Genomic DNA, 4233 nt, shown 5'->3' on the forward strand with positions numbered 1-4233 from the left:
TCCAACAGGTATTTATCCATTGTGCTACGACAACGGATAAATACTTAAGCGTTAGCTTAAACATGGAAGTGGGCATGAAAATATTTAGTTTTTTATTTAATACAAACCAAAATGAAATCGGATATGTAGTGAAATCATATCTATTGCATGCTTGTGTGACTTTTCCTTTAGTATTCGCTGCGTCATACATATGGGGTTCTGAGCTTGTTGCTCCGAATGGTAGACAGGAATCGTCATTATTATTTTTGATTATTCTAGCCCCGGCTGTCGAAACGTTTCTAATGGTTCCGATATTAAAGCTTATACAAATGTTTAATTTTGAAGTAGTGATGACTTCAGTAATTAGCGCGCTGACATGGGGCGCAGCACATACTTTTAACAGCGTGCCAAATGGATTTGGGGTACTTTTCTTGTTTTTTATTCTTTCAATATCCTATTTAACTTGGCGTCAAAAATCATTTAAAGCGGCATTTGGGGTTACATTTGGTATTCATGCGTTAAATAATGCAGTGGTGTTTTTAAGCTAACAAATAATTTAAGCAGACTGTCAACGCTTAGCGTTTTCAGTACGGTTTAGCTTCAGTGATATTGGTGGTAGATTTGAGTGTATTGGTAGCGTTGTCAGCTACTTAATTGGGCGTTATGTTTTAAGGAGAAAACTTGAAAACTGGAGTAACTATAAGCCTAGCTCAAGTCCCTGTCACTAGAGGTGAGGTGTGTGCAAACCTTGAACGTCACCTCAAAATGATTGAGCAATCATCTTATTATGATGCAGATGTAGTTGTTTTCCCTGAATTATCATTGACTGGCTATGAGTTGGACTTAGCTGCTGAGCTAGCTTTTTCTCCAAGTCCATCGAACTTCAAAGAATTATCTCAAGCTTCGGTCGAAAATGAGATTATCACTATAGCTGGGTGCCCATTAAAAGTTAACAATGACTCAAAGCCAACAATAGGTGCTGTCATTTGCTTTCCTGATGGCACTGTCCAATTTTACTCGAAACAACATTTGCATGAAGGAGAAGGGACGTATTGCTCATTCGGTTTGTCAGACTACTTTTTTAAAGTAAATGGACATCAAATAGCGCTGGCTATTTGCGCGGACTTTACGGAATTGGAACATTCTCGACGGGCTAAAAAATTGGGCTCAGATATCTATGTTGTCAGTGCTCTTATTTCTAAAAATGGATTTGAACCTGACTCTAAGATTTTATCGGAAATCGCATCAGAGCAAGGTTTCCCTGTACTCTTAAGTAACCATATTTCAGTGACAGGCGGTTGGGAAACTTGCGGCAAGAGTTCAGTTTGGAATTCACACGGAGAGCTCGTAAATAACTCTAGTTCCAAAGAATATGGTTTGGTCTTGTGTAATATTATGGGCAATGAGGTCGAGGTAAATCAAACATAACAAGCGCTTCAAGCTGATTCGCAACGCATGCCATTTTTGGTTCAAATTGGTTTAGTGTTTACGGTGCAATGCACTAAGTTCGATTTCGTTGTTCACAGCTTAAGCGAGCGTTAACTGGCATTAATAATTTTGAGGTGATTGTGAAACAAGCAGATCAAATAATAGAGTTATTGAGTGATACGTCTTTTCCTCAAGTAGTTTTGCTAGATGGAGGATGGGGTAGTGGCAAGACGCATTTTATACGTAATCACTTAATCGAAAGAATTGAACAAACCTTTTCACAAAAAGTTTATTTCTTTTCTCTGTATGGGATTTCAAGTATTGATGACTTTAGAGATAAAATAATTTCGTTGTCGCTGACAGATCAAGAAGAAGCGTCCGTATTTGCTAAATTCTTCGCCAAGGGGATTGATGGTGCGGCAAACAACTTAGGTGAAAGAGGTGTTGGAGCTGTTATAAGTGGTGCTGCAGGTGCATACAAGTATAAATTGTATGGTGAGCTTAATAATTGTGTCTTAATCTTAGATGATTTAGAGCGTGTAGCCGATGAGAAATTGGTTAAAAATATTTTAGGGGAGTGTTTAAGTTTAGCTGAGTCAAAAGACATCAGAGTTGTGTGTGTAGCTAATGAAGACAAACTAGATTGTAAAAGTGACGTAGAGAAAGTGTTTGCTGATAAGTACAAATTTAGTTTTACTCACGAAGAAGTGGTCGGCATCCTAAAAAATACTTATGAAAGTATTGATGAACAATTAGCTAATGAACTTCTTTTAAATATAACATCTATTGATTCAAGAAATATTCGTGTTTTAAAGCGAGCTATTGCAAAATTCACCCGTATTAAAAGCGAGATTGAAAATATTGATAATGTTATTTTAGACCAAGCACTATCGAGGGTATTAGGGGAGATCATTAGAATTTGTTGTGCGAAATTTGAATATGGATTTTCTAAAGAGCAAATTATTGATGCTATTGATACCCGAATTATTCGTCAAATGGCCGAAAATACTGAAGAAGCTGAAAATAGTGAATATGAAAGGCTAGACAATATTTTTAGTGATAACTTCTATGGTGTAAATAAAAAATTAATTTCTTATTGTTGTGATGGGCTTTTTGAGTTTGATTCTTTAAAAGAAGAGCTTAATTTACCAATAAAACAAACACTTCTTGATTCAATGAAATCAATATGGGCACAAAATCAACTGTCAGTGGATGAATTTACAGCAGGTGTTACGTTACTTGAAGAGAATATATCAACTGTAACTGATATTGATTCTTATCAGTGGTTTAGCATGTGTGATATATACCTTTATATGCTAGATAATAAAATTATAGAGTCGTCTAAATATTCTAAAGAAGAATTATTGGATATATGCAAAAGTGTCGAAATCAGTCGTTTTACTGTGCCAATTGAAAATGGCACATTCGATCATGATTACAGAACTAATTTTTATAATGAAGAAGTAAGTAAGGCATATTATGCAAAAAAAGATGAGATTGATATCTTATCTCGGAATAATAAGTACACAGATTTTTCTCAAAGATTTATTAAGTCGTGGTCTAGTGTTCAAAATGAAGCCCATCAAAGCTTAATGCATACAGCTATCTATCAAGATATTGGCGTTGAAGTAATTAGGGATGCCATCCTTTGTTGGTCTAATGAAGAGTTGTTCCAGTTCGTTAGGTTTAATCGACATCGGTACAGGTTTGCTAATATTCAAGACTTTTTTCAACTTGAGATTGAGACTCTTAAGGAGATATCTGCAATGCTTGTTGTCTTAAGTGGTGAGCTAGGTTTTGGGCTTAAGGTTGCTAGCATAGAAGAACTTCATACTTGTTTTGTAGACGCGTGTAGACGAATGGAAGCTAATCTAGGTATAGCAACGGTTCAATCGTAGAAAATGCCAGTTAACAAATGCATCAACACGATTTACTACACTCGGCAATCTCAGTTTGCCGAGTGTTTCTCGTTTTAAGCCGTCAATATTAAGTATAATTGCTTAGTAGTAAACGTGTTATGCAGGCGTTAGTATTATTATTTGGATAAGGAGATTGTGGTGACCAAGGCTGGCGAGTTATTTGAAAGAGCAATTCAAGATGCAGAGGAGTTGCTAGAGCGGTTTGACTCAGAGAAAGATGGACAGTGCTCCCACAATTCAGAGTCGTTGAAACGAGCAGGAATGGTGTTAACCCTTGCTGCTTGGGAAACATACGTTAAAGACCGTTTTCAAGAAGAAATTGAGGTTTGGTTATTCTCAGTAAAGGGGAGTCAAATTGGTAGCTTTGTCCAAAGAAAAGTAACAGAAGACCTAAAAAGGTTCTACAACCCAAATACAGCTAAAATGAAGCAATTGTTTAAGTCCTACTTTGATATCGATATCACGGAAAGTTGGAAGTGGGACAATTACCATCTACCACAAGCAAAAAAAGTTCTAGATCAATTAATATCACTCAGAGGTGACGCTGCTCATCAAGCAAATACATCAGTTACTCAATCACATATAGTGAAAAGAGATGATCTAGATAAAGCTATCCGTTTTATAAAAGGGTTAGTTAGCGCAACTGAAAGGTTGAAAATAGCAAAATAATTCCATACAAGCATTTAAGACGGATTCTCAACGCTTGGCAATTTCAGTTTGGGTCAACTTTAGTGCTAAATGTGGCAAGGTTTAAGGTTAGGTGGTCGCGTTGTTCACCACTTAATGCGGCGTTGATATGACCCCCACTGTCAATTAAAAACGTAGAAGTTTCTCTCCTGTATTATCAGAGCCTTTCTTGTTGCTTAGGGGATAGTGTTACCGCATAGATGAAGCAAGTAATGTCGTC

Annotated in this window: 4 protein-coding genes; all 4 read left to right on the plus strand. The window is 36.6% G+C overall.

Annotated features, from left to right (window positions below; all coding sequences use genetic code 11):
* Positions 1 to 527, plus strand: a 527-nt coding sequence (locus tag AB6D07_RS22580; protein WP_372140759.1) for a hypothetical protein, incomplete at its 5' end; no start/stop codon positions are given.
* A gap of 133 nt (positions 528 to 660) precedes the next feature.
* Positions 661 to 1407, plus strand: a complete 747-nt coding sequence (locus AB6D07_RS22585) for a carbon-nitrogen hydrolase family protein (RefSeq protein ID WP_017102091.1) — start codon at positions 661 to 663, stop codon at positions 1405 to 1407.
* A gap of 140 nt (positions 1408 to 1547) precedes the next feature.
* On the plus strand, positions 1548 to 3305 hold the full coding sequence (locus AB6D07_RS22590) for a P-loop NTPase fold protein (RefSeq protein ID WP_017102092.1): 1758 nt from the start codon (positions 1548 to 1550) through the stop codon (positions 3303 to 3305).
* A 159-nt stretch (positions 3306 to 3464) separates the two neighbouring features.
* Positions 3465 to 3995 (plus strand): HEPN domain-containing protein, encoded by a 531-nt coding sequence (locus AB6D07_RS22595; protein ID WP_372091782.1) that lies wholly within the window; start codon positions 3465 to 3467, stop codon positions 3993 to 3995.
* Positions 3996 to 4233: the final 238 nt, after the last annotated feature.

Source organism: Vibrio sp. 10N.239.312.C11 (genome assembly GCF_041466065.1).
Classification (GTDB): Bacteria; Pseudomonadota; Gammaproteobacteria; order Enterobacterales; family Vibrionaceae; genus Vibrio; species Vibrio tasmaniensis_A.